The sequence below is a fragment of the Sphingopyxis sp. BE259 genome (assembly GCF_031457495.1).
Lineage (GTDB): Bacteria > Pseudomonadota > Alphaproteobacteria > Sphingomonadales > Sphingomonadaceae > Sphingopyxis.
In genome coordinates this window covers 1,822,062-1,843,364 of record NZ_JAVDWM010000001.1, presented here as the reverse complement: position 1 = coordinate 1,843,364, position 21,303 = coordinate 1,822,062, and the positions used below count along the sequence as shown (strand labels likewise).

Below are 21,303 nucleotides of genomic sequence, written 5' to 3'. Positions count from 1 at the left end.
TCATGGCGTCAAGGCGTCTGGCCACATATTATTGTCATCCCGGCGAAGGCCGGGATCTCAACCTCGTGTGAAAACGCAACGGCGAGATCCCGGCCTTCGCCGGGGTGACGAATAGAAAGTAGCTTTCGCCTTACGCGAAAATAGCCGCACCCGGATAACGCGCCATGTCGCCCAGCTCTTCCTCGATACGGATCAGCTGGTTGTATTTGGCGAGCCGGTCCGAGCGCGCGAGGCTGCCGGTCTTGATCTGGCCGCAGTTGGTTGCGACCGCCAGGTCGGCGATTGTCGAATCTTCGGTTTCGCCCGAGCGGTGCGACATGACGGCTGTGTAGCGCGCGCGGTGCGCCATATCGACGGCGTCGAGCGTTTCGGACAGCGTGCCAATCTGGTTGACCTTGACGAGGAGCGAGTTGGCTAGGCCGTCCTTGATCCCCTGCCCCAAGCGCACGGGGTTGGTGACGAACAGATCGTCGCCGACGAGCTGGCACTTGTCGCCGACCAGGTCGGTCAGCGCCTTCCAGCCCACAAAATCATCTTCGCTCATTCCGTCTTCGATCGACTTGATCGGGTAATCCTTCACCAGCGCGGCGAGATATTCGGCCATCTGCTGCGGGCTGAGCGACAGGCCTTCGCCGCTGATTTCATATTTGCCATTCTTGAAAAATTCGGTCGCGGCGCAATCGAGGGCGAGGACGACATCAGTGCCGAGCTTGAAGCCCGCCTGATCGACCGACGCGGCGATGAAATCGAGCGCGGCGCGCGTCGAGGCGAGGTTCGGGGCGAAGCCGCCCTCGTCGCCGACCGCGGTCGCCAGACCTTTTGACGACAGGCCTTTTTTCAGCGTGTGAAAAATCTCGCTGCCCCAGCGCACCGCTTCGGCGATGCTGCCAGCACCGACCGGCATGATCATGAATTCCTGGACGTCGATCGGGTTGTCGGCATGTTCGCCGCCGTTGATGATATTCATCATCGGCACCGGCAGTGTGCGCGCCGACACGCCGCCGACATAGCGATAGAGCGGCAGGCCGCGCGCATCGGCCGCGGCCTTGGCGGCAGCGAGGCTGACGCCGAGGATCGCGTTGGCGCCGAGGCGGCTCTTGTTCGGCGTGCCATCGAGGTCGATCATCGCCATGTCGAGTTCGCGCTGATCCTCGGCATCGAGGCCGATCAGCGCTTCGGCGATGTCGCCGTTGACCGCGGCAACCGCCTTGATGACGCCCTTGCCGAGATAGCGGCTCTTGTCGCCGTCGCGCAGTTCGACCGCCTCATGTGCGCCGGTCGACGCGCCCGACGGCACCGCAGCGCGGCCGAAGCTGCCGTCCTCCAGCAGCACATCGACTTCGACGGTGGGATTGCCGCGGCTGTCGAGGATTTCGCGGCCGTGAATGTCGATGATGGCGGTCATGGATGATGTCCTGCTGGCGGCCAGCGGTAGGCCGGTGGAGAATGGCGCCCGCCTGTTATCGGCGCGGCGCCGGAAGCGCAACAATGCATAGGAATTTTGCTGGCCTATGGAACCATTCGCCGCGCCTTGCTATATATTCAGACAGGACCAAAAGGGATGTTCGCCGATGCGGCGCCCGACATAAGAAGAAGAGGACAACGCCATGGCCAAAGCCGCTACTCCCGCGACCAAAAAAGTCGCCGCTCCGCGTCCCAAGGCACCTGCAAAGGCCGCCGCCACCAAGGCCGCGCCCGCGCGCAAGCCCGCTACGGTGAAAGCCGCCAAGGATCACCCGATCCGCGATCAGCTGGCCGCGACCCGCGACACGATCAAGTCGGAAGCGTCGAAAAAGGCAGCATCGCTGAAGGGTGAAGCCGCCACGCTCGCCAACCAGGCATCGACCGAGGCGCGCAAAGCCGCGACCAAGGGCAAGGACAAGGCCGCCAAAACCGTCGGTAATCTGGCCAAGATGCTCGAGGACAGCGCGGGCACCGTCGACACCAAATTCGGCAAGCAATATGGCGACTATGCGCGCTCGGCTGCGGCGACCGTCGCGGGCCTTGCCTCGACGCTCGACAAGAAAGATCTCGACGAGTTGGCGGCTTCGACCAAGGACATGGTCAAGAAGAACCCGGCGATTGCAGTCGGCGCCGCCACGGTGATCGGCTTTGTGCTGGCCCGGATGCTCAAGGGCGGCTCGAACGATTGACCGGCCGTTGCCATCGCCTGATCAAAACACCCCATCGACGCCCGATGCGCACAGCTTTGGCGGCATAAGCCACGGCTACGCACCCGACGGGCCGCCGGTGGCGCCGCCGCCGGTGCCGCTCGAACAGATTGTCGGCGATGTCGTCGACAATCTGTCGGCGACGGCAAAGGCAGAATTTGCGCTAATCGAAGCGCGCGGCGAGTTGGCGCTGCATGGCGCCAGTCGCGCGGCGATCTGGGGCGGGGTTGCCGCCACCGCGGCGGGTGTCGCGCTGCTGGCGCTGGCGTTCGGCGCGATATTGGCGCTGTCGCCGCAGATCGGCCCGCTGCTCGCGACGCTGGTCGTGGTGAGTGTGCTGCTGATAGTTGCTGGCGGTGCCGCGTGGCGCGCGCATATCAGCTATGGCGATATTCGCACCGCGCTGCGGCGCGACCTGACGAATGAGGGGTTCGACGATGCCGCGGACGCGTAATCGCCTGATCGCCGCCGCGCGCCGCTCGATGCTCCAGCGCGCCGAGCTGCACCGCCGGCTCGATGTTGCCAAGGCGGCGTTCAAGCCTGGCGCCTTGGTTGATCGCGGCAAGTACCGGGTCAATGCCAAGATCGACGACGCCGCTCATGCGGTGCGCGAGAGTTTCCGCGACAACCGCCTGCCGATCGCGCTCGCTGCCGTGGCGGGCGTGGCGTGGCTGCTGCGCGAACCGATCAAGGACCATGCGCCGCGACTGACCCAAAAGATTCAGGACATGGTGAGTGCGGTGTCCGATCGACTGCGACCGACCGACGAAACAGCCCATGAAACATATGCCGATGACGGCGAAATGAGCGAACCAGTGGAGAATGACGATGAAGCCGTTCAGTGAAACCGCCAGCGACGCCCGCGCAAAAGCAAGTGAACTTGCCGAGAAAACCGCCGAAAATGCGCGGTTGACCGCCGAAGCGGCGAAGTCGCGCATCCAGGACGGCTATGGCCGCGCCCGCGCCGCAACCGAAGATTTCGCCGCGAAGGCCAGCGAACAAGCTGGCGTCGCCCGCGAGGCCGCCGGTGAAGTGTATGAAAAGGGCAAGGTTCAGGCCAAGCGCGCGAACAGCAAGCTGAAGAATGCGGCTGAGAAACAGCCGATGGCGTTGGTGGCGGGAGCGGTTGCGATCGGCGCGCTGCTCGGTTCGCTGCTGCCGAAGGGGCGCAAGGGCGACTGACCGGCTTGCCGTAGCGGGGCCGCGCTGTTAGGGGCCGCCCCTTCTCCCCTCCCCAGCGCCAGCCCGCAAGGAAAGCAGCCATGAGCAAATTGCATCTCGTGTTCGGCGGACGCGTCAGCGATCCGCAGGGCACCGACTTTGTCGATCTCCACCATCTCGACGTCGTCGGCCTGTTCCCCGACTATAAGTCAGCCGAAAAGGCGTGGCGGGCCGCGGCGCAACGCACGGTCGACGATGCCGAAATGAAATATGTGGTCGTGCATCTGCACAAGCTGTTGCAGCCGGACAGCGAGTAAGCGCTAACGGTATTAATAGGCCGCGTTCGCCCTGAGCTTGTCGAAGGGCCGTTCTTTTTTGCGACGTCAAAAAGAAGAGCAGTGCTTCGACAAGCTCAGCACAAACGGTGTCTATTGTTTCGGCCGCCGCCTCAGCGGAAATTATCCGCGTACGCCTGAATCTTCAGCGTGCGAACCGGCGGCGCAACCACCTCGGCGTCAATGCCATTGCGCTCCGCATAAGCCACCGCTTCATCCTGGCTCGCAAAGCCGAGCCGGATCTGCCGCTGCGTATCGCCGCTGCCCGCCCAGCCCATCAGCGGATCGGGCTTGCGCGATTCGGCGGGAGCGAATTCCAGCGTCCAGCGCTGGGTTCCGGCGCGTCCCGACTGCATCGCATTTTTGGGTTTCTGGAAAATGCGCGCTTTCATCGGGACTGTCCTGCGTTGGTTGGCTTACCGATCCTTTAGCGGCTCCCCGGCGCCGCGAAAAGGGGCAACGTCACGCGCCGTCGCGCCGCGCCAGCGCCGCCTTGGTCAGCAGGGTCGGGCGCGCGTTCGCGGGATCGTCAGGCCAGCTGTGCTTGGGATAACGTCCGCGCATCTCGCGCGCCACATCGTGCCAGCTGCCGCCCCAGAAGCTGACGAGGTCGCGCGTCGTCTGAATCGGGCGATGCGCGGGCGAGGTCAGCGCGAGCACCAGCGGCACCGGCGGATCGCCGACCGTGGGATGGCGCGCCAGCCCGTAGAGTTCCTGCACCCGCACACTGACCGTCGGCCCGCCGTCGGCGCCATAATCGATCGGATGGCGGCTCCCGACCGGAGTGACATAGTCGGCGGGCGCATATTTTTCGAGCAATTGCCGCGCCGACCAGTCGAGCAGTCCCATCAGCGCGTCGGTCAGCGTGCGGTCGCCAATGTCGCGCAGACCGCGGCATCCCGCGAGCAGCGGCGGCAACCAGATATCGAGGCTGTCGGCGAGCGCGCCGGTCGACAGCGTATCGATCCCCGCAAAGGAGGCGCGTTGGCGCAGCGCCTGCGACTGCGGTCCCCAACCGACCAGCCCGAGCCCCTTGTCGCGCACCGCCGCCAGCCGCAGCCCGATGTCGTCGTCAGCATTGTCGCTGCGTCCCGCCTGCCCGCTGGTCAGCGCGATCGCGCCGAGCCGCCGTTCGCGGCGGTGATCGACGCGGTCGCTGGCGGGATCATAGCTGCTCGCGGCGTGGGCGACGATGCGATCGGCAAAGATCGCCTCGACCTCAGCCTGCTCGATCGGCGCGGCGGCGAGGATGCGAACCCCCGCGGGATGGCCCTGCGCATCGGCGATTGCCAGCCATTCGCAACCGCTGAGCGGTTCGACCGGGTCGATGCGATAGGCGCGGCCGCCGACGCTCAGATATTCGCCGCGCTGGCCCGCGCGCCGGCGCGCGACGCGATCGGGCCAGGCGGTCGCGATCCAGCCGCCGATTGAGCGCGATGGCACCGGGTCGGTTCCCGCCGCCAGCTTTTCGCCGATTCCCGCCAGCCGCCGCGCCAGCCGCACCGCGCCTTCGCTGCGGTCGCCGCGCTGTCCGCGCCAGCGCGACAGCCGCGCCTCGACATCGACGCCGCGCCCGCCGAGCCCCGGTTCGGTGAGCAGCACCGCGAGCCGCCCCGCCATCTCGCCCTCGCCCGCGCACGCTGCATCGAGCAGCATATGCGCGAGCGGCACCGGCAACGGAATCGCGGCCAGCGCCTTGCCATGCGCGGTAATCCGACCGTCGTCGCCCAGCGCGCCGATCGCCTGCAACCGCGTCTTGGCGTCGGTGATCGCCGCGGGTGACGGCGGGTCGAGCCAGCCCAATTGGCGCGGATCGATGATTCCCCAGCTGGCACAATCGAGCACGACGGGCATCAGGTCGTTTTCGTGGATTTCGGGCGGATCGAACGGCGGCATGCCGGTGGTCGCGGCGGCTTCCCACAAACGGTAGGCGACCCCCGGTCCCTGCCGCGCTGCGCGCCCAGCGCGCTGGGTAGCCGACGCCTGGCTGGCGCGTTCGGTGACCAGCCGCGCGATGCCCGCCGCCTTATCGAAACGCGGGCGCCGCGACAGCCCGGCGTCGATGACGATGCGGACCCCGTCGATGGTAAGGCTGGTTTCGGCAATGCTCGTTGCCACGATCAGCTTGCGCCCGCCGTCGGGATCGCGGACGAGCGCCTTGCGCTGAAGCGCCGGATCGATCTGGCCGTGCAGGCGGTGGACGACGAGCGGCAGTCCCGCCGCCTCGACCGCCGCCGCGGCGCGTTCGATGTCGGCAGCGCCGGGCAGAAAGGTCAGGATGTCGCCTTCCGCCTCGTCGGCTATCGCCTGCCGCACCGCGACCAGCACGCTTGCCTCCGGCCGATCCTCGGCGCGGCGACCAATGTGGCGCAACTCGAGCGGGAAAATCTTGCCTTCGCTTTTGACCACCGGCGCATTGCCGAGCAGCGCGCCGAAGCGCGCGCCGTCGAGCGTCGCCGACATCGCGACCAGCCGCAAATCGTCACGCAGTCCCTGCTGCGCATCGATCGCGAGCGCGAGCGCGAAATCGCCGTCGAGGTTGCGTTCATGCACTTCGTCGAACAGCACCGCCGACACGCCGCTGAGTTCGGGATCGGCCAGGATGCGGTTGCGGAACAGCCCCGGCGTCATCACCAGCAGCCGCGTCGTTGCCGATTGTTTGCTGTCGAGCCGCGTTGCATAGCCGACCTTGCCGCCGACCGGCTCGCCCAGTTCGTCGGCAATCCGCTCCGCCGCGGCGCGCGCTGCAAGCCGACGGGGCGAAAGCAGCCAGACGGTGCCGCTGCACCACGGCTGGGAAAGCAGCGCGGGCGCCACGCGCGTCGTCTTGCCCGCTCCCGGCGGCGCGACGACGACGGCGTTGGGCTTCAAGATCAGCGCCGCGAGGATGTCGGGCAGAACCTGGTCGATCGGCAGCGGCTGCATCAGGTCCGCGCCGCCGGGTTGCCGAGTTCGAGGTTGAGGCGGTAGGCCTCGGCGGCGAGTATCGCGACTTGCTCCGCCGTCACCTCGGTCGCCTCGGCCATCACCAGATTGCCGAGTTCATATTTGCCGCTCGCCTTGATCCGCGGATCGACCTCGCGCAGCCGCTTGCCGCGCCAGAAACCGAGCAGCACGCGACGCTCTTCGGCGCGGATCAGGATGCACGGGCCGTTCGCCATGAAGACGAGGTTGGTCCATTTGATGGTTTCGTCGAAAGTGGCGGTGGCCAGGATCGCCGCACGCATCATTTCGCAGCGGTCGCGCTGCCACCCCGACAGCGCGGCGATATAGGCGTCAGGGCTTTCGGCGGCTGGACCCATCATCGGCATTCGTCGTTCCCGATATGCGGCAAAATCATTCAATCCTCGTCACCCCGGAGCAAGTCCGGGGTGACGATAGAAAAGCCGCCTCAATAAGCCCGCGCGACTGCGAAGGCGACCGCTTCGGTCAGCGCCGCTTTCGCATGGCTGGCGCGGAAGCCGCCGATCGCATCAACCGCGCGCTGGCCATAGTGGCGCGCCCGCGCCAGCGTATCGTCGATCGTGCCGTGCTGGCGCAGCAGCCGCGTCGCATGGGCGAGGTCTTCGTCCGATGTCCGGTGGCCGGTGATCGCGAGTTTCCAGAATTCCCGTTCTTCGGCATTGCCGCGCGCATAGGCGAGGATGACCGGCAACGTGACCTTGCCATCGCGGAAATCGTCGCCGACCCCCTTGCCCATCGTTTCGGCGTCCGAAACATAATCGATCGCATCGTCGACGAGCTGGAACGCGATGCCGAGGTTACGGCCATAGGCGTCGAGCGCGGCCTCGGTCGCCTCGTCGCGTTCGGCGACCACCGCGGCGATCTTGCACGCCGCGGCGAACAGTTCGGCGGTCTTGGCGTTGATGATCGCGAGATACTGGTCTTCGCTGGTTTCGATGCGGCGCTGCGCCGACAGCTGGTTGACCTCACCCTCGGCGATCACCGCCGACGCGCGGCTGAGAATCTTGAGCACCTTCAGCGACCCGTCCTCGACCATCACCTCGAACGCGCGGCTGAACAGGAAGTCGCCGACCAGCACCGATGCACTGTTGCCCCAGATCAGGTTCGCGGTCTTACGGCCGCGGCGCAGGTCCGATTTGTCGACGACATCGTCGTGGAGCAGCGTGGCGGTGTGGATGAACTCGACCGCTGCCGCCAGCTTGCAGTGACGGCGTCCCGGATAGTCGAGCAGCTGGCCGCACGCGAGAGTCAGCATCGGCCGCATCCGCTTGCCACCGCCGGCGATCAGGTGACCGGCGAGTTCGGGGATCAGCGGCACTTCGGATTGCATCCGTTCAAGAATGACCGAATTCACCTCGTTCATATCGGCGGCGACAAGCGCCATCATCGGGTCGAGCGAGGGGGGCCGTTCGCCGTAGAGCTGGTGGATTTCGGCAGTCATGATGCGGCGAGCCTTGGCCGCGCGGCCGCGATTTTGCAACGACTTTCGGCTTGCTTTGGCCCCCCGCGCGGTGCCAAGCGGGCGGGGATTGAGAGGAGCCGTGCATGGACGACCAACTGAGCCGCTTTCGCCAGAGCATCGACAATATCGATGCGGCGCTCGTCTATATGCTGGCCGAGCGATTCAAGGTGACCAAGGCGGTCGGCGAGCTGAAAGCGCGCGACGGCCTGCCCCCCGCTGACCCCTCACGCGAGGAGCGGCAGATCGGGCGGCTGCGCGAACTGGCGCGCGACGCCGACCTCGACCCCGACTTCACCGAAAAATTTCTGCGCTTCATCATCGAGGAAGTGATCCGTCATCACCAGCAGGCTCGCGACGGCTAGAGCATGATGACTTCAGGTCGATAGCCCTCGTCATTGCGAGCCCTTCGACTGCCCCGCAGGCGCTCAGGGCAAACTTCCGCGATGCGGAAGCGAAGCAATCCAGAGCGGCTTACGCGACTCTGGATTGCCGCGTCGCTTCGCTCCTCGCAATGACGATCGACGCAAATGTCATCTCGCTCTAGCCCGCCGGCAGCCGGAGCCGCACCAGCAATCCGCCCAGATCCTCGCTTTCCTCAAGCGCGATGCTGCCGCCATAGATTTCGGCGACGTCGCGGACGATGGCCAACCCCAAACCAGTTCCCGGCTTGCCGCTGTCGAGGCGCACGCCGCGATCGAAGATACGGGTCCGGTCGGCGGGTGAAATTCCCGCGCCGTCGTCCTCGACCAGGATTTCGGCCATCGCGCCGTCGCGCTGGATGGTCACGAAAACGCTACCGCCGCCATATTTCGCCGCGTTCTCCAGCAGATTGCCGACCAATTCGTCGAGATCCTGGCGCTCGACCCGCGCAATCAGCTGCTTGTCGCCCGCCGCGTCGAGCCGCGCCTGGGGATAGAGCAGCGCCACCGCGCGCGTCACGCTGTCGACGCTGTCGCGGACATTGGCGCGCGCCTGGGCAGCGCCGCGGCGCCCGACGGCGCGGGCGCGGGCGAGATGATGTTCGACCTGCCGCTGCATCGTCGCCGCCTCGCGACGCACCGTATCGGCCAGCGGCGACGTCTGGCTGGTCGCGCTGTTGAGCAGCACGGTCAGCGGGGTCTTGAGCGCATGCGCAAGATTACCGGCGTGCAGCCGCGCTTCCTCCGCCTGCTTTTCATTGTGCGCGAGCAGCGCGTTGAGTTCGTCGACCATCGGCTGCACCTCCAGCGGCAGCGGCGCATCGACGCGCCGATTCTGGCCGCCGCGCATCGCTGCGATGGCGCGGCGGATATGGCGTAGCGGCCACAGCCCGTAAAAGGTCTGGAGCGCCGCGAGGATGATCAGCCCAAGCCCGAGCAGGGCCAGACTGGGGATCAGGGTCGCGCGCACCGCCCCGACTTGCGCGTCAAGCGCGACGCGCGATTGTGCGATCTGATACCGCCAGCTGACCTTGCTACCCGGCAGGATGACATTTCGTTCGAGCACGCGCAGTTCCTCGTCGGGAAACTGGTTACTGTCATAGGTGTGAATCTGATCGTCGATGTGCGGGGTTGGCGCCTTCAGCGACCGTTCCCACAGCGAGCGCGAGCGATAAGGTTCCTGCCCGCCGCCGCTGATCTGCCAGTACAGACCGCTATAGGGTTCCAGAAAGCGTTGGTCGCCGAGCGGTTCGACCAGCCGCACCTCGCCGTCGGGGCCGATTTCCGACGATCGGATCATCGCGATCAGCACATATTCCAGGCTGGAATCGAAATTGCGGGTAATCGCCCCGGTCAGCACCCGGTCGAGCGCAAAGCCGCCGCCGACCAGCAGCACCGAAATCCACAGCGCCGCAATCGCGATCATGCGCCGCGCCAGCGAGCCGGTCATACGGCCGGTCAGCGCGGCGGGCTTGTCCGCTGCATCGGGCGCCGCCGCGGTTGCCGGGGCTGGGTCCATTTCGGCCATGGCCGAGCGGTTCAGCCCTGCGGATCGTCGAGCTGGTAGCCCAGACCGCGGATCGTGGTGATGATGTCAGCGCCCAGCTTTTTTCGGATGCGCGTCACGAACACTTCGATCGTGTTCGAATCGCGATCGAAATCCTGGTCGTAAATATGCTCGATCAGTTCGGTGCGCGACACAACCTTGCCCTTGTGGTGGAGCAGGTAGGACAGCAGCTTATATTCCTGCGCGGTGAGCTTCACCGCCTCACCGGCCAGCGTCACGCGACCCGACCGCGTGTCCAGCCGAACGTCGCCCGCGGTCAGTTCGCTCGACGCGTTGCCCGCGGCGCGGCGGATCAGCGCGCGCAAGCGTGCGATCAATTCTTCGGTTTGGAACGGCTTGGCCAGATAATCGTCGGCGCCGGCATCGAGCCCCGCCACCTTGTCCGACCAGCTGTCGCGCGCGGTCAGGACCAGCACCGGAAAATTGCGCTTTTCACGGCGCCAACGGTCGAGCACCGTAAGCCCATCAATTTCGGGCAGCCCAAGGTCGAGGATCGCGGCGTCGTAATTTTCGGTCGAGCCGAGGAAATGCCCATCCTCGCCGTCGGTCGCCAGATCGACCGCATAGCCGGTGCTTTCCAGCGTGGCCTTCAGCTGCGGACCCAGGGTGGGCTCGTCTTCGACAATCAGGATCCGCATTCAGACGCCTTTCACTGGCCGACCGGACGGCGCCGGTCGCATGTTTCGACTGTGTATCAAGTCCGAACGTTCATCGCAAAATGTCGTTGCGATGAATTGTCGGCGCCGGATTTCGTTAGGGAGGGATTTCAGGGTTTGCGACCGACGATGCGGCCGGTGCGGGCGTCGACATAGACCACGACGACCTGGCTGCCATCCATGAATTTCAGCGCATAGATCATGCGGCCCGCGTCAAATTGCGGCCCGCCGAGATAGGTCATGCTGTTATACGGCGCGCGCGACCGAACATCGGCAATCAAGCGGTTTAGCGGCACGACCTGTCCCTGCGCCGCGGCGTTGCGCAAATTATCCTGGTCTCGGTCGTTGCGCGCGGCGGCAGGCATAGCCGCAGTGAGAAGCAGGACGGACAGGACAGAAAGGATCAATGTGCGGATCATGGCCGTGTCTCTAACGCAAAGGCATTGAATAGGCGATGAATGACCCCGTCAGCCACTGTTTCAACTTGCACTCCACGGCCCGAGCCATGGTGGGCGCGGCAGGGATTGAACCTGCGACCCCACCCGTGTGAAGGGTGTGCTCTACCACTGAGCTACGCGCCCGTCCGGGTCCGACCGAATGGTCGACCCCCGAAAGCCGGATGGCCATAGCCGCTGCGTCGGTGATTGCAACGGCGATTTCACCGAAACAAGCCGGCGGATGCAAATCGGGCCGCAGCTTGCGCCGCGGCCCGAATGTTTACCCAGCGGGCTGGTCAATCAGTTGACCGAGTCCTTGAGCGCCTTGCCGGCCTTGAACTTGGGCTGATTCGACGCCGCAATGGTCATCGTTTCGCCGGTGCGCGGGTTGCGACCGGTCGATGCCTTGCGCTTGCTGACTGCGAAGGTGCCGAAACCAACGAGACGAACTTCGCCACCCTTTTTCAGCGAACCGGTGATCGCTTCAAACACGGCTTCGACGGCTTTGCTCGCGTCGCCCTTGGTGAGGCCGCTCGAGTCAGCGACGGCGGCGATCAGGTCTTGTTTGTTCATGCCTAAGGAACCCCTGCTTTTGGTTGATTGAATGATTCATGGCCGTGCCATGGGGCGTCACTAACGCCGTTTCGCCCCTTCTTGTCAAAGCAAAAAGGGGCGAAAATCCCGGCTAAACGACCATTTTGCGACGAAAAGCACGCGCAAAAGACCCCAAGCGTTCAAGGTCAGTGGCGAATCGTCGTTTCGGGGTCCGCGCCGGGCGCCAGCGGCGGCGAAGCGGCCAGTTCGTCGGCTTCGGTCCACTCGATCGGCACAACCGGACTGACCAAAGCCACCGCCAGCACCTCATCGACATGGCTGACCGGAATGATCTTCAATCCCGTCGTGATGTTGGCCGGGATTTCGACGAGATCCTTTTCATTTTCCTCGGGGATCAGCACCGTGGTGATGCCGCCGCGCAGCGCCGCGAGCAGCTTTTCCTTCAAGCCGCCGATCGCCAGCACACGGCCGCGCAGCGTGACTTCGCCGGTCATCGCGACATCGCGGCGCACCGCGATCCCCGTGAGCGTCGAAATCATCGCCGTGACCATGCCGACACCCGCCGACGGGCCATCTTTTGGCACCGCGCCTTCGGGCAAGTGGATATGGATGTCCTTGCGCGCGAACAGGCTGGGCTTGATGCCATAGGCCGGGGCGCGCGCCTTCACGAACGACAGCGCCGCCTGCACCGATTCGGTCATTACTTCACCGAGCTTACCCGTGGTGCGGACCTGGCCCTTGCCCGACGCGGTGACCGCCTCGATCGTCAGCAATTCGCCGCCGACCTCGGTCCACGCCAGCCCGGTGACGGCGCCGACCTGATCCTCCAGATCGCCCATACCGTGACGATATTTGCGCACGCCCGAAAACTCGCTGAGGTTTTCGGCGGTAATGGTAACGCTTTCAGCCTTGCCTTCGAGGATGCGGCGCAGCGCCTTGCGCGCCAGCCGCGCAATTTCGCGCTCGAGGGTGCGGACGCCGGCCTCGCGGGTGTAGTAACGGATGAGGTCGCGCAGACCTTCGTCGGTCAGGGTAAATTCGCCGTCCTTCAGACCATGCGCCTCGATCTGCTTGGCGATCAGGTGCAGCTTGGCGATCTCGACCTTCTCGTCCTCGGTATAACCCTCCAGCCGGATGATCTCCATGCGGTCGAGCAGTGCCTGAGGCAGGTTGAGCGAGTTGGCCGTCGTGACAAACATGATGTCGCTGAGATCGACATCAATTTCCAGATAGTGGTCCTGGAATTTGCCATTCTGTTCGGGGTCGAGCACTTCGAGCAGCGCTGACGCCGGGTCGCCGCGGAAATCCTGACCCAGCTTGTCGATTTCGTCGAGCAGGAACAGCGGGTTCATCGTCCCCGCCTTTTTCAGATTGGTGACGATCTTCCCCGGCAGCGAGCCGATATATGTCCGGCGGTGGCCGCGGATTTCGGCCTCGTCGCGCACGCCGCCCAGCGACTGGCGGATAAATTCGCGGCCGGTGGCCTTGGCGATCGATTTACCCAGCGACGTCTTGCCGACGCCCGGCGGGCCGACGAGGCACAGGATCGGCCCCTTCAGCTTGTTGGTGCGCGCCTGCACCGCCAGATATTCGACGATCCGGTCCTTGACCTTTTCGAGCGCATAATGGTCGTTGTCGAGCACCGCCTGCGCCGCGGCGATATCCTTTTTCAGCTTCGACTTCTTGCCCCACGGCAGGCCGATCAGCGTGTCGAGATAGTTGCGTACGACGGTGGCCTCGGCCGACATCGGCGCCATCGCGCGCAGCTTTTTCAGCTCGGCGTTCGCCTTGGCCTTGGCCTCTTTCGACATTTTCATGCCGTCGATTTTTTGCTGCAACTCGGCGAGGTCGTCGCCGCCTTCGCCATTGTCGTTGCCCAGCTCGCGCTGGATCGCTTTCAACTGCTCGTTGAGATAATATTCGCGCTGGCTCTTTTCCATCTGGCGCTTCACGCGGCCGCGGATCTTCTTTTCGACCTGCAGCACACCCAGCTCGCCCTCCATGAAGGCAAACACCATTTCGAGCCGCTTCGACGGCGCGTCTTCGACCAGCAGCGCCTGTTTGTCAGACACCTTGATGTTGAGGTTGCCCGCGACCGAGTCGGCGAGGCGCGAGGCGTCGTCGATCTGCGACAGCTGAACCGCGGTTTCGGCCGGCATCTTCTTGTTGAGTTTGGCGTAATTTTCGAACTGATCGACAACCGAGCGCATCAGCGCGGCGGTATCAACGCTGTCATCGATCGTGTCATCGATCGGCTTGACGCTCGCCATCACCGTCTTGTGGTCCTCGCTGAGCGCAACCAGCTTGGCGCGCTCTTTGCCCTCGACCAGCACGCGAACGGTGCCGTCGGGCAGCTTCAAAAGCTGGAGCACGGTGGCGATGACGCCGACGTCGTACAGGTCATCGCGCTGCGGATCATCCTCGCCCGGATCGAGCTGGGCAACGAGGAAGATTTCCTTGTCGGATTCCATCGCGGTTTCGAGCGCCGCGACCGAACGGTCGCGGCCGACGAACAGCGGCACGATCATGTGCGGGAAAACGACGATGTCACGCAGCGGCAGCAGGGGAAAAGATTGCGTCATTACGGCTCCTGGGCAGGCGCCACGACCGGACGCACCGCCCTTCTTATAGGGTGTTCATCGCTAATATGGCGTAACTTCGCACGCATTCAATGTCGCTGCGGTGAATGACACCCCCGAATCCCGTCCCGTTCGTCCTGAGGAGGGGATGAGCCTGTCGAAGACCCGTCTCGAAGGACCGCAACGTCCAAGCCCTTCGAGACGCCATTTCGACAAGCTCCATGGCTCCTCAGGGCGAACGGGGGCGACGGTGTTGCTTAAAACGGCAGCTTGAAGCCCGGGGGCAGCGGCAGGCCGCTGGTCATCTTGCCCATTTCCTCGTTGCTGACCCGGTCGGCCTTTTCACGCGCGTCGTTGAACGCAGCGGCGAGCAAATCTTCGAGCATCTGCTTGTCCGAAGGCACGATCAGGCTGTCGTCGATGCTGATCGACTTGATCCGGCCCTTGGCGCTGGCCAAAATCCGCACCAGACCGCCACCTGACACGCCCTCGACCTCGACACTATCGAGCTTCGCCTGCGCCTCCTGCATCTGGGCCTGCACCGTGGCGGCGGCTTCCTGCGCCGCCTTCATCATTTCTTCGATCGATTTCATGGATTGGACTTATGGCGATTGTCGGCGGGGTCTTCAAGGCTGGCGTCGGGAAAAGCCGCCAGTGCGGCCTTCACCACCGGCAGTTCACGAATCCGCGCGTCATTGTCCGCAGCGGTCGCGGCGCGCACCTCGCCCAGGCTGGGCCGGGCCTCCCCCTCTCCGGCGCGAACATGCCAGCGGCTGCCGGTGGCAGCGAGCAGCGCGTCGCCAAGGTCGCGCGGAAACGCTGGCGACAGCGCCGGGACGGCGGCGAAAACCAGCTGCCCTGGTTCAAGTTCAACGACCCGCAAATGATCGTGCACCTGCACGGCGAGGCGATGATTGCCACTGCTTTCGAGCAACTGGTGGATTTGCGCGATCGTCAACGACATTGCGGGGACATCCGCCGCTGGTGCGGCCTCGGCAACCGGCGCTGCGACCGCGGTCTCCGAGCCCGTCGCGGCCGCGGGCGCCGCCAGCGGCATCGTCGGCAGCCGCCCCGATTCCAGCAGCTTCGCCAATTCGCCGGGATCGGGCATTGCCGCGGCATAAATCACCCGCAGCAGCAGCATTTCCAGATGCTCGAGCGGATTGTTGGCGCGCAGCACCTCGTCATGCCCCTTGAGCAGCAGCTGCCACAGCCGGTTCAGCGGCGCGAAGCCCAACTTTTGCGCCCAGTCACCGATACGTTCGCGGTCAGCCTCGGCCAGCGCGGGATCGTCGTGGCGTGACACTTTCGCAAGCGTCACCGCGTGGGTCAGGTCCATCAACCCGCGCACCATCGCCACCGGCTCGATCCCCAGCGCATATTGCGCGCGGGCGAGATCGATGGCAGCGCCGCTATCCCCTTCCAGGATCGACGCCATCAGCTGGGCGATCGACGTCCGGTCCGACAGGCCCAGCATCACGCGCACCTGCGCCGCGCTGATCATGCCGCCCCCGTCGAGATCGGCATGCGCGATCGCCTGATCGAGGATCGAGAGTCCGTCGCGCACCGACCCTTCGGCCGCATTGGCGATCAGCCAGATCGCGGGTGCCTCGGCCTCGACGCCTTCCTTTTGCAGGATTGCGCTGAAATGGGCGAACAGCATGTCGGGGGTGATGCGGCGCAAATCGAACCGCTGGCAGCGCGACAGCACGGTCACCGGCACCTTGTTCACTTCGGTGGTCGCGAACAGGAATTTGACATGCGGCGGCGGTTCTTCGAGCGTTTTCAAGAGCGCATTGAAGGCGTTACGCGACAACATATGCACTTCGTCGATGATATAGATCTTGTAGCGCGCCGACACCGCGGCATAGCGCACCGCCTCGATAATCTCGCGCACATCGTCGACGCCGGTGTTCGACGCGGCGTCCATCTCGATCACATCGATATGACGACCCTCGGTGATCGCGCGGCACGGCTCGCACACCCCGCACGGGTCGATCGTCGGCCCGCCCTGCCCGTCGGCGCCGATGCAATTGAGCGCCTTGGCAATCAGGCGCGCGGTCGACGTCTTGCCAACCCCGCGAACCCCGGTCATCAGAAAGGCATGCGCCAGCCGGTCGCGCGCGATCGCATTGCCCAGGGTGCGCACCATCGCATCCTGCCCGATCAGTTCGGCAAAGGTTTGCGGGCGATATTTGCGGGCGAGAACGCGGTACGGGCCGCTGGAAGCCTGCGGCTTCACCTCGGGCAGGTCCATCCCCAGCATCGTCGGTTCGTCGTCGGCGGAATCGCTCATGGCATCGTCTTAGGGACGGCGCGCGATCTTGTCGAAGGGGGAAATTGGTGGAAGCCGGAACGACCCGCGGCGAATTCGTTGCGGCTGCTTCCTTCCGGACCTGACCGGGTTGGCGAAGACCACGTCCGCCCGACTTCCGCGGCGCATATGGCGGGGGATGAGCGGAAATGCAAGTTGTGTTGCCTCTTCAATTGTCATCCCGGCGAAGGCCGGGATGACAAGGGTTGGGTTCACCGCGGCCCCTGCATATTGCGACTTTCCCCCGGAATATGCACCGTCAGCCCGTCCATCGCCTCGGTCAGCAAAATCTGGCACGCGAGACGGCTGGTCCGGCGCACCCCCGTGGCCAGGTCGAGCATGTCCTCCTCCATCTCGCTGGCGGGCGGCAGGCAGTCAAAATCCTCTTTGGCGACGATGACATGGCAGGTTGAGCAGGCCATTTGGCCCTCGCACGTCCCCTCCAGCGGCATCAGATGCGCCTGCGCGACGTCAAGCAGGATGCTGCCGGGTTCCGCCTCTGCCTCGGTGCGCTCTTTGCCATCGGCGTGGATGAAAGTGACGCGCATCAAGTAACCCCTTGCAACCGCGCGGCGTCCTTGATCACGGTCAGGCCGTCGCGCAATTCCTGTTCCGACGTGTAGCGCCCCCAGCCAAGGCGGATCGAGGCGCGCGCGTCGGCCTCGCCGATCCCCATCGCGCGCAGCACATGGCTGACCTTGCCCGACCCGCTGCCGCACGCACTGCCGAGCGAGAAGGCGACATTGCGCGCGTCGGACATCAGGCGGAGGCCGCTGACGCCCTCGCGCCGCATGTTGAGGTTGCCGTGATAGCGCGCGTCGGCATCGCCGTTGAGCGTCCATTCGGGCAGCATGTCGCGCGCCAGCGACCATAGCCGCTCGACATGCGCCGCGTCCTCATCCTGTCGCTCGGCGGCCAGCGCCGCAGCGGCGCCGAAGCCGGCGCACAGCGCGGGCGACACGGTGCCCGATCGCATCCCCTGTTCCTGTGCGCCGCCGAACATCAGCGGCGGCAGGTCGACCCCGTCCTTAATCCACAGCGCGCCGATGCCCTTGGGCCCGTGAACCTTGTGCGCCGAGATGGCGATCAGGTCGGCGCCGTCGGGGATCGCGACGCGGCCATAGCCCTGCACCGCATCGCAGAGCAGCAGGCTGTTCTTCGCATGGGCGGCGGCGGCAAGTTCGGCGACCGGCTGGATCGTGCCGACCTCATTGTTCACCAGCATTGCGGCGACGATGCCGGTATCGGGGATCAGCGCGTCGTCGGGCGGCAACGCGACGCCGTCGGCATCGACCGGCAGGATCGCGGCGTGAAGCCGTTCGAGGCATTGCAGCGACGCGGCATGTTCGATGCTCAGCCCCGCGACACCGCCCGGCATGATCTCGGCGCCGCGCAGCAACGCCCAGTTGAGCGCCTCGGTAGCGCCGGAGGTGAAAAAGACGCGGCCATTTTCAGGGAGTAGCGCCGCGACCTGATCGCGCGCGACCTCAACCGCGGCGGCGGCGGCGCGCCCGGCCTTGTGGGTGCTCGATGGGTTGGCAAAGCCGTCATCGTCAAGCCAGCGCATCATCGCCTCGCGCGCTTCGGGGGCGAGCGGCGTCGTGGCCTGGTAATCGAGGTAGATCATGCGCGGCATCTGCCCCCTTATCCCGCGCGTGTCGAGCGCAGTCGAGACACGTTGGGTCGCGCACGCCTTCGCGTGTCTCGACTTCGCTCGACACGAACGGAAACTGGAGGGTGGCTCGAGAGCCCTTATTGCGAGCAATTCGCAAAAGTTGCATGTTGCAACGCTGTTTCTGTATAGGCGCCATCTTCGCTCCGCCACCCTGCCAGCCCGGCGATTCGGCGGTCAGCCGCAAAAGACAAGAGGTGCTTCCATGCCCGACGTGATTTTCCCCGGCCCCGAGGGCCGTATCGAAGGCCGTTTCTCGCCGCCGCCGCGCCCGCGCGCGCCGGTTGCGCTGATCCTGCATCCGCACCCGCAGGGAGGCGGCACGATGAACGACCGCATCACCCAGGCGATGTACAAGAGCTTCGTCGCGCGCGGCTTTGCCGTGCTGCGCTTCAACTTTCGCGGCGTCGGCCGCAGCCAGGGGACGTTCGACAATGGCATCGGCGAGCTGAGCGATGCCGCTTCGGCGCTCGACTGGGTCCAGTCGATCCATCCCGAAGCGCAGACGACGTGGATCGCGGGTTTCAGCTTTGGTGCGTGGATCGGCATGCAATTGCTGATGCGCCGCCCCGAAATCCGCGGCTTCCTGTCGGTCGCGCCGCCGGCCAACATGTACGACTTCAGCTTCCTTGCCCCCTGCCCATCGTCGGGCATCATCGTCGCGGGCGGCCAGGACGAAATCGTTCCGCCGGTCGCGGTGCAAAAGCTGGTCGACAAGCTGCGCACGCAAAAAGGCATTACGATCCATCACGACGAAATCCCGCGCGCCAATCACTTCTTCGAGCATGAGCTCGACCAGCTGATGAAGTCGCTCGACAATTATCTGGATATGCGGCTGGCCCCCGATTCGCCGATCCGCTGATTCAATTCGCCTCGTCATTGCGAGGAGCCGAAGGCGACGCGGCAATCCAGGGGCGGTTCTGCGCCACTCTGGATTGCTTCGCGTCGCTCGCAATGACGAGCGATTGGTGCAGCTTACTTCACCGGCACCAGCCAGATCGCGACATTGGCGAACATCACCAGCGCCGCGACCAGCATCAGCAGCGCGCGGCGGCGGTCGCCCTGGCGAAAGACATAGGCTGCGCCGCCGGTCAGCACGACCCCGGTGAGCATCAGCACGGATATGACAGTGTCGGACATGATGCGGCTTTATCGGCCGCGTCACAAATTTGCCACCTCGCTTATGGCCAATCCGTGCGGCTTCGCCTAAAGCGCGCTCATCGATTCCTTGTCCAAAGCGGGAGCCGCGCCGATGCGCATTGCGATTGCCTCTGACCATGCCGCTTATGAGCTGAAGGCGCTGCTCGCCGACTGGCTGCGCGGCGAAGGCCATGCGGTGGAGGATCTGGGCACCAACGGCCCTGACAGCGTCGATTACCCCGATTATGGCTATGCGCTGGGCGAAGCGATGGCCGCAGGCCGCGCCGACCGCGGCGTGGCGCTGTGCGGGTCGGGGATCGGCATCTCGATCTCGGTCAACCGCAACCCGGCGGCGCGCTGCGCCTTGGTGTCCGAGCCGCTATCGGCCAAGCTGGCGCGCGAGCATAATGACGCAAATGTCATTGCGATGGGCGCCCGGCTGACCGGCATCGATATGGCCAAGGCGTGCCTGACCGCGTTCCTGACCACCGAATTCGCCGGTGACCGCCACGCGCGCCGCGTCGACAAACTATCTAATCCGCCTCAACTGGAGACCAGCCGATGACCACCGACACGCTGAACAAGCCCATCAAATCGGCAGGCTATTTCACCGACGGCGTCGGCACGGTCGATCCTGCGGTCGCGGCGGCGATGAAGCATGAACTTGAACGCGAGCAATATCAGATCGAACTGATCGCCAGCGAAAATATCGTGTCGAAAGCGGTGCTCGAAGCGCAAGGCTCGGTGTTCACCAACAAATATGCCGAAGGCTATCCCGGCCGCCGTTACTATCAGGGCTGCGCCCCGTCGGACGAGGTCGAAACCCTCGCGATCGACCGCGCGAAGCAGCTGTTCGATTGCGGCTATGCCAATGTCCAGCCGCATTCGGGGGCGCAGGCCAATGGCGCGGTGATGCTCGCGCTGACCAAGCCGGGCGCAACGATCCTGGGGATGAGTCTCGACGCCGGTGGCCACCTGACCCACGGCGCACCGCCCGCGATGTCGGGCAAATGGTTCAACGCGGTGCAATATGGCGTGCGCGCCGACGACCATCTGGTCGATTTCGATCGGGTCGAGGCGCTGGCGAAGGAACATCGCCCTGCCCTGATCATCGCGGGCGGTTCGGCCTATCCGCGCACGCTCGATTTTGCCCGCTTCCGCAAGATTGCCGACGATGTCGGCGCGCTGCTGATGGTCGACATGGCGCATTTTGCAGGCCTTGTCGCAGGCGGTGTCCATCCCTCGCCGCTCCCGCACGCGCATGTCGTCACCACGACGACGCACAAGACGCTCCGCGGCCCGCGCGGCGGCATGATCCTGACCAACGACGAAGCGATCGCAAAGCGGATCAATTCGGCGGTGTTCCCTGGGCTGCAAGGCGGCCCGCTGATGCATGTCATCGCCGCCAAAGCGGTCGCGTTCGGCGAAGCGCTGCGCCCCGATTTCAAGGATTATGCCAAGGCCACCGTCGCCAATGCGCAGGCGCTGGCGGCCCGGTTGAAGGCACGCGGCGCGGACATCGTCGCGGGCGGCACCGATACCCACCTCGCGCTGGTCGACCTGCGCCCGCTGGGCATCACCGGCCGCGACGCCGACGAGGCGCTGGAGCGCAGCGCGATCACCTGCAACAAGAATGGCGTGCCGTTCGATCCGCTGCCGCCGGTCAAGACCAGCGGCATCCGCGTCGGTTCGCCCGCAGGCACGACGCGCGGCTTCGGCGTCGCCGAGTTCGAGGACATCGGCGACATGGTGGCCGATGTGCTTGAAGCGCTGCGCGACAAGGGCGAGCATGGCGACGCCGATGTCGAAGCCAATGTGCGCGGCCGCGTGCGCGCGCTGTGCGAACGCTTCCCGATCTATCAGGGATAAGC

24 protein-coding genes, 1 tRNA gene and 1 other RNA gene are annotated in these 21,303 nt (G+C 65.1%); 9 read left to right on the top strand and 17 right to left on the bottom strand.

Annotated features, from left to right (window positions below; all coding sequences use genetic code 11):
* Positions 1 to 130: 130 nt before the first annotated feature.
* Complete coding sequence (gene eno, locus J2X44_RS08935; protein ID WP_310089155.1) at positions 131 to 1,405, bottom strand: phosphopyruvate hydratase; 1,275 nt, start codon at positions 1,403 to 1,405, stop codon at positions 131 to 133.
* A 202-nt stretch (positions 1,406 to 1,607) separates the two neighbouring features.
* Between eno and J2X44_RS08930 the strand changes: the two genes are divergently transcribed.
* The 5 genes from J2X44_RS08930 to J2X44_RS08910 all read left to right on the top strand — a co-directional run bounded on the left by J2X44_RS08930 (position 1,608) and on the right by J2X44_RS08910 (position 3,649).
* Positions 1,608 to 2,153 (top strand): hypothetical protein, encoded by a 546-nt coding sequence (locus J2X44_RS08930; RefSeq protein ID WP_310089154.1) that lies wholly within the window; start codon positions 1,608 to 1,610, stop codon positions 2,151 to 2,153.
* A gap of 7 nt (positions 2,154 to 2,160) precedes the next feature.
* Positions 2,161 to 2,625: a phage holin family protein gene (locus J2X44_RS08925; RefSeq protein ID WP_310089153.1), complete on the top strand. Its 465-nt coding sequence runs from the start codon at positions 2,161 to 2,163 to the stop codon at positions 2,623 to 2,625.
* Positions 2,609 to 3,016 carry a hypothetical protein gene (locus J2X44_RS08920; RefSeq protein ID WP_310089152.1) on the top strand — a complete coding sequence of 136 codons (408 nt, stop codon included), beginning with the start codon at positions 2,609 to 2,611 and terminating at the stop codon, positions 3,014 to 3,016. The genes J2X44_RS08925 and J2X44_RS08920 overlap by 17 nt, the downstream gene beginning before the upstream one ends.
* A complete protein-coding gene (locus J2X44_RS08915) occupies positions 3,000 to 3,353 on the top strand; it encodes a hypothetical protein (protein WP_310089151.1) in 354 nt (117 codons plus the stop codon). The genes J2X44_RS08920 and J2X44_RS08915 overlap by 17 nt, the downstream gene beginning before the upstream one ends.
* A gap of 80 nt (positions 3,354 to 3,433) precedes the next feature.
* The gene (locus J2X44_RS08910) at positions 3,434 to 3,649 is read left to right on the top strand and encodes a DUF4170 domain-containing protein (protein WP_310089150.1); all 216 of its coding nucleotides are present in this window, start codon (positions 3,434 to 3,436) and stop codon (positions 3,647 to 3,649) included.
* A 131-nt stretch (positions 3,650 to 3,780) separates the two neighbouring features.
* Here J2X44_RS08910 and J2X44_RS08905 read toward each other — a convergent pair whose 3' ends face one another.
* The 4 genes from J2X44_RS08905 to J2X44_RS08890 all read right to left on the bottom strand — a co-directional run bounded on the left by J2X44_RS08905 (position 3,781) and on the right by J2X44_RS08890 (position 8,072).
* Positions 3,781 to 4,059, bottom strand: a complete 279-nt coding sequence (locus J2X44_RS08905) for an ETC complex I subunit (protein ID WP_310089149.1) — start codon at positions 4,057 to 4,059, stop codon at positions 3,781 to 3,783.
* Between the two features lie 70 nt (positions 4,060 to 4,129).
* Positions 4,130 to 6,592, bottom strand: coding sequence for an ATP-dependent helicase HrpB (hrpB, locus tag J2X44_RS08900; RefSeq protein WP_310089148.1), 2,463 nt, complete (start codon positions 6,590 to 6,592; stop codon positions 4,130 to 4,132).
* Positions 6,592 to 6,972, bottom strand: a complete 381-nt coding sequence (locus J2X44_RS08895; protein ID WP_310089147.1) for a DUF1801 domain-containing protein — start codon at positions 6,970 to 6,972, stop codon at positions 6,592 to 6,594. The genes hrpB and J2X44_RS08895 overlap by 1 nt, the downstream gene beginning before the upstream one ends.
* Before the next feature lie 86 nt (positions 6,973 to 7,058).
* Positions 7,059 to 8,072, bottom strand: coding sequence for a polyprenyl synthetase family protein (locus J2X44_RS08890; RefSeq protein ID WP_310089146.1), 1,014 nt, complete (start codon positions 8,070 to 8,072; stop codon positions 7,059 to 7,061).
* Positions 8,073 to 8,176: 104 nt separating this feature from the next.
* On the opposite strand from J2X44_RS08890, the gene J2X44_RS08885 reads away from it, so the two are divergent.
* The gene (locus J2X44_RS08885) at positions 8,177 to 8,455 is read left to right on the top strand and encodes a chorismate mutase (protein WP_310089145.1); all 279 of its coding nucleotides are present in this window, start codon (positions 8,177 to 8,179) and stop codon (positions 8,453 to 8,455) included.
* A 178-nt stretch (positions 8,456 to 8,633) separates the two neighbouring features.
* Here the strand turns inward: J2X44_RS08885 and J2X44_RS08880 are convergent, their stop codons facing one another.
* From J2X44_RS08880 to J2X44_RS08830, 11 genes are all read right to left on the bottom strand, one after another.
* On the bottom strand, positions 8,634 to 9,938 hold the full coding sequence (locus J2X44_RS08880) for a sensor histidine kinase (protein WP_405053401.1): 1,305 nt from the start codon (positions 9,936 to 9,938) through the stop codon (positions 8,634 to 8,636).
* A 113-nt stretch (positions 9,939 to 10,051) separates the two neighbouring features.
* Positions 10,052 to 10,717, bottom strand: a complete 666-nt coding sequence (locus J2X44_RS08875) for a response regulator transcription factor (RefSeq protein ID WP_310089144.1) — start codon at positions 10,715 to 10,717, stop codon at positions 10,052 to 10,054.
* Between the two features lie 128 nt (positions 10,718 to 10,845).
* The gene (locus tag J2X44_RS08870; RefSeq protein ID WP_310249249.1) at positions 10,846 to 11,100 is read right to left on the bottom strand and encodes a hypothetical protein; all 255 of its coding nucleotides are present in this window, start codon (positions 11,098 to 11,100) and stop codon (positions 10,846 to 10,848) included.
* Between the two features lie 141 nt (positions 11,101 to 11,241).
* Positions 11,242 to 11,316 (bottom strand) — tRNA-Val (locus tag J2X44_RS08865).
* A 156-nt stretch (positions 11,317 to 11,472) separates the two neighbouring features.
* Positions 11,473 to 11,745, bottom strand: a complete 273-nt coding sequence (locus J2X44_RS08860; RefSeq protein WP_310089142.1) for an HU family DNA-binding protein — start codon at positions 11,743 to 11,745, stop codon at positions 11,473 to 11,475.
* A 167-nt stretch (positions 11,746 to 11,912) separates the two neighbouring features.
* Positions 11,913 to 14,309, bottom strand: a complete 2,397-nt coding sequence (lon, locus tag J2X44_RS08855; protein WP_310089141.1) for an endopeptidase La — start codon at positions 14,307 to 14,309, stop codon at positions 11,913 to 11,915.
* Positions 14,310 to 14,563: 254 nt separating this feature from the next.
* Positions 14,564 to 14,899, bottom strand: coding sequence for a YbaB/EbfC family nucleoid-associated protein (locus tag J2X44_RS08850; protein WP_310089140.1), 336 nt, complete (start codon positions 14,897 to 14,899; stop codon positions 14,564 to 14,566).
* Complete coding sequence (locus J2X44_RS08845) at positions 14,896 to 16,602, bottom strand: DNA polymerase III subunit gamma/tau (protein WP_405053355.1); 1,707 nt, start codon at positions 16,600 to 16,602, stop codon at positions 14,896 to 14,898. The genes J2X44_RS08850 and J2X44_RS08845 overlap by 4 nt, the downstream gene beginning before the upstream one ends.
* Before the next feature lie 43 nt (positions 16,603 to 16,645).
* An RNA gene (gene ffs / locus J2X44_RS08840) (signal recognition particle sRNA small type) lies at positions 16,646 to 16,743 on the bottom strand.
* An 89-nt stretch (positions 16,744 to 16,832) separates the two neighbouring features.
* A complete protein-coding gene (locus tag J2X44_RS08835; protein WP_310089139.1) occupies positions 16,833 to 17,171 on the bottom strand; it encodes a 2Fe-2S iron-sulfur cluster-binding protein in 339 nt (112 codons plus the stop codon).
* On the bottom strand, positions 17,168 to 18,247 hold the full coding sequence (locus tag J2X44_RS08830) for an aminotransferase class V-fold PLP-dependent enzyme (RefSeq protein ID WP_310089138.1): 1,080 nt from the start codon (positions 18,245 to 18,247) through the stop codon (positions 17,168 to 17,170). Before J2X44_RS08830 ends, J2X44_RS08835 begins: the two co-directional genes overlap by 4 nt.
* Positions 18,248 to 18,497: 250 nt before the next feature.
* On the opposite strand from J2X44_RS08830, the gene J2X44_RS08825 reads away from it, so the two are divergent.
* On the top strand, positions 18,498 to 19,154 hold the full coding sequence (locus J2X44_RS08825; RefSeq protein WP_137753710.1) for an alpha/beta hydrolase: 657 nt from the start codon (positions 18,498 to 18,500) through the stop codon (positions 19,152 to 19,154).
* Between the two features lie 113 nt (positions 19,155 to 19,267).
* On the opposite strand, the gene J2X44_RS08820 is transcribed toward J2X44_RS08825, so the two are convergent.
* The gene (locus tag J2X44_RS08820) at positions 19,268 to 19,432 is read right to left on the bottom strand and encodes a hypothetical protein (RefSeq protein WP_310089137.1); all 165 of its coding nucleotides are present in this window, start codon (positions 19,430 to 19,432) and stop codon (positions 19,268 to 19,270) included.
* A gap of 112 nt (positions 19,433 to 19,544) precedes the next feature.
* On the opposite strand from J2X44_RS08820, the gene rpiB reads away from it, so the two are divergent.
* Both rpiB and glyA read left to right on the top strand, forming a co-directional pair.
* A complete protein-coding gene (rpiB, locus tag J2X44_RS08815; RefSeq protein ID WP_310089136.1) occupies positions 19,545 to 19,997 on the top strand; it encodes a ribose 5-phosphate isomerase B in 453 nt (150 codons plus the stop codon).
* A complete protein-coding gene (gene glyA / locus J2X44_RS08810; RefSeq protein ID WP_310089135.1) occupies positions 19,994 to 21,301 on the top strand; it encodes a serine hydroxymethyltransferase in 1,308 nt (435 codons plus the stop codon). The genes rpiB and glyA overlap by 4 nt, the downstream gene beginning before the upstream one ends.
* Positions 21,302 to 21,303 lie beyond the last annotated feature (2 nt).

What these genes read in the sequence shown, in the direction of transcription:
- J2X44_RS08890 (WP_310089146.1), bottom strand. Translation starts at nt 8,072, where the DNA reads ATGACTGCCGAAATCCACCAGCTCTACGGCGAACGGCCCCCCTCGCTC.
- J2X44_RS08860 (WP_310089142.1), bottom strand. Translation starts at nt 11,745, where the DNA reads ATGAACAAACAAGACCTGATCGCCGCCGTCGCTGACTCGAGCGGCCTC.
- J2X44_RS08820 (WP_310089137.1), bottom strand. Translation starts at nt 19,432, where the DNA reads ATGTCCGACACTGTCATATCCGTGCTGATGCTCACCGGGGTCGTGCTG.
- eno (WP_310089155.1), bottom strand. Translation starts at nt 1,405, where the DNA reads ATGACCGCCATCATCGACATTCACGGCCGCGAAATCCTCGACAGCCGC.
- J2X44_RS08885 (WP_310089145.1), top strand. Translation starts at nt 8,177, where the DNA reads ATGGACGACCAACTGAGCCGCTTTCGCCAGAGCATCGACAATATCGAT.
- J2X44_RS08845 (WP_405053355.1), bottom strand. Translation starts at nt 16,602, where the DNA reads ATGAGCGATTCCGCCGACGACGAACCGACGATGCTGGGGATGGACCTG.
- J2X44_RS08915 (WP_310089151.1), top strand. Translation starts at nt 3,000, where the DNA reads ATGAAGCCGTTCAGTGAAACCGCCAGCGACGCCCGCGCAAAAGCAAGT.
- J2X44_RS08830 (WP_310089138.1), bottom strand. Translation starts at nt 18,247, where the DNA reads ATGATCTACCTCGATTACCAGGCCACGACGCCGCTCGCCCCCGAAGCG.
- J2X44_RS08905 (WP_310089149.1), bottom strand. Translation starts at nt 4,059, where the DNA reads ATGAAAGCGCGCATTTTCCAGAAACCCAAAAATGCGATGCAGTCGGGA.
- lon (WP_310089141.1), bottom strand. Translation starts at nt 14,309, where the DNA reads ATGACGCAATCTTTTCCCCTGCTGCCGCTGCGTGACATCGTCGTTTTC.
- rpiB (WP_310089136.1), top strand. Translation starts at nt 19,545, where the DNA reads ATGCGCATTGCGATTGCCTCTGACCATGCCGCTTATGAGCTGAAGGCG.
- hrpB (WP_310089148.1), bottom strand. Translation starts at nt 6,592, where the DNA reads ATGCAGCCGCTGCCGATCGACCAGGTTCTGCCCGACATCCTCGCGGCG.
- J2X44_RS08930 (WP_310089154.1), top strand. Translation starts at nt 1,608, where the DNA reads ATGGCCAAAGCCGCTACTCCCGCGACCAAAAAAGTCGCCGCTCCGCGT.
- J2X44_RS08825 (WP_137753710.1), top strand. Translation starts at nt 18,498, where the DNA reads ATGCCCGACGTGATTTTCCCCGGCCCCGAGGGCCGTATCGAAGGCCGT.
- J2X44_RS08875 (WP_310089144.1), bottom strand. Translation starts at nt 10,717, where the DNA reads ATGCGGATCCTGATTGTCGAAGACGAGCCCACCCTGGGTCCGCAGCTG.
- J2X44_RS08920 (WP_310089152.1), top strand. Translation starts at nt 2,609, where the DNA reads ATGCCGCGGACGCGTAATCGCCTGATCGCCGCCGCGCGCCGCTCGATG.
- J2X44_RS08910 (WP_310089150.1), top strand. Translation starts at nt 3,434, where the DNA reads ATGAGCAAATTGCATCTCGTGTTCGGCGGACGCGTCAGCGATCCGCAG.
- J2X44_RS08850 (WP_310089140.1), bottom strand. Translation starts at nt 14,899, where the DNA reads ATGAAATCGATCGAAGAAATGATGAAGGCGGCGCAGGAAGCCGCCGCC.
- J2X44_RS08895 (WP_310089147.1), bottom strand. Translation starts at nt 6,972, where the DNA reads ATGATGGGTCCAGCCGCCGAAAGCCCTGACGCCTATATCGCCGCGCTG.
- glyA (WP_310089135.1), top strand. Translation starts at nt 19,994, where the DNA reads ATGACCACCGACACGCTGAACAAGCCCATCAAATCGGCAGGCTATTTC.
- J2X44_RS08880 (WP_405053401.1), bottom strand. Translation starts at nt 9,938, where the DNA reads ATGATCGCGATTGCGGCGCTGTGGATTTCGGTGCTGCTGGTCGGCGGC.
- J2X44_RS08870 (WP_310249249.1), bottom strand. Translation starts at nt 11,100, where the DNA reads ATGCCTGCCGCCGCGCGCAACGACCGAGACCAGGATAATTTGCGCAAC.